Annotated in this window: 1 protein-coding gene; it reads left to right on the top strand. The window is 63.1% G+C overall.

The annotated features are described in order from the left end of the window. On the top strand, nt 1-203 hold a 203-nt coding region (locus AOY23_RS21315), incomplete at both ends, for an Ig-like domain-containing protein (protein ID WP_152958678.1).

Raw genomic sequence — 203 nt, 5'->3', positions numbered from 1 at the left:
GACAGCAACGGTAAGTGGACCTTCACCCCGGGCACTGCCCTGGCGGATGGTAACCATGCGTTCAGCGTAACCGCTACCGATGCAGCCGGTAACCACAAGGACAGCGGCAGCTTCCCGATCGTCATCGACACCACCGTGCCGAACTCAAGCAGCGTGGTGGTGAACGACGATGTGGGCGACAAGACCGGCCCGATCGCCGACGG

This window comes from Trabulsiella odontotermitis, assembly GCF_001297775.1.
Classification (GTDB): Bacteria; Pseudomonadota; Gammaproteobacteria; order Enterobacterales; family Enterobacteriaceae; genus Trabulsiella; species Trabulsiella odontotermitis.
This window is presented reverse-complemented; position numbering and strand designations above follow the sequence as displayed.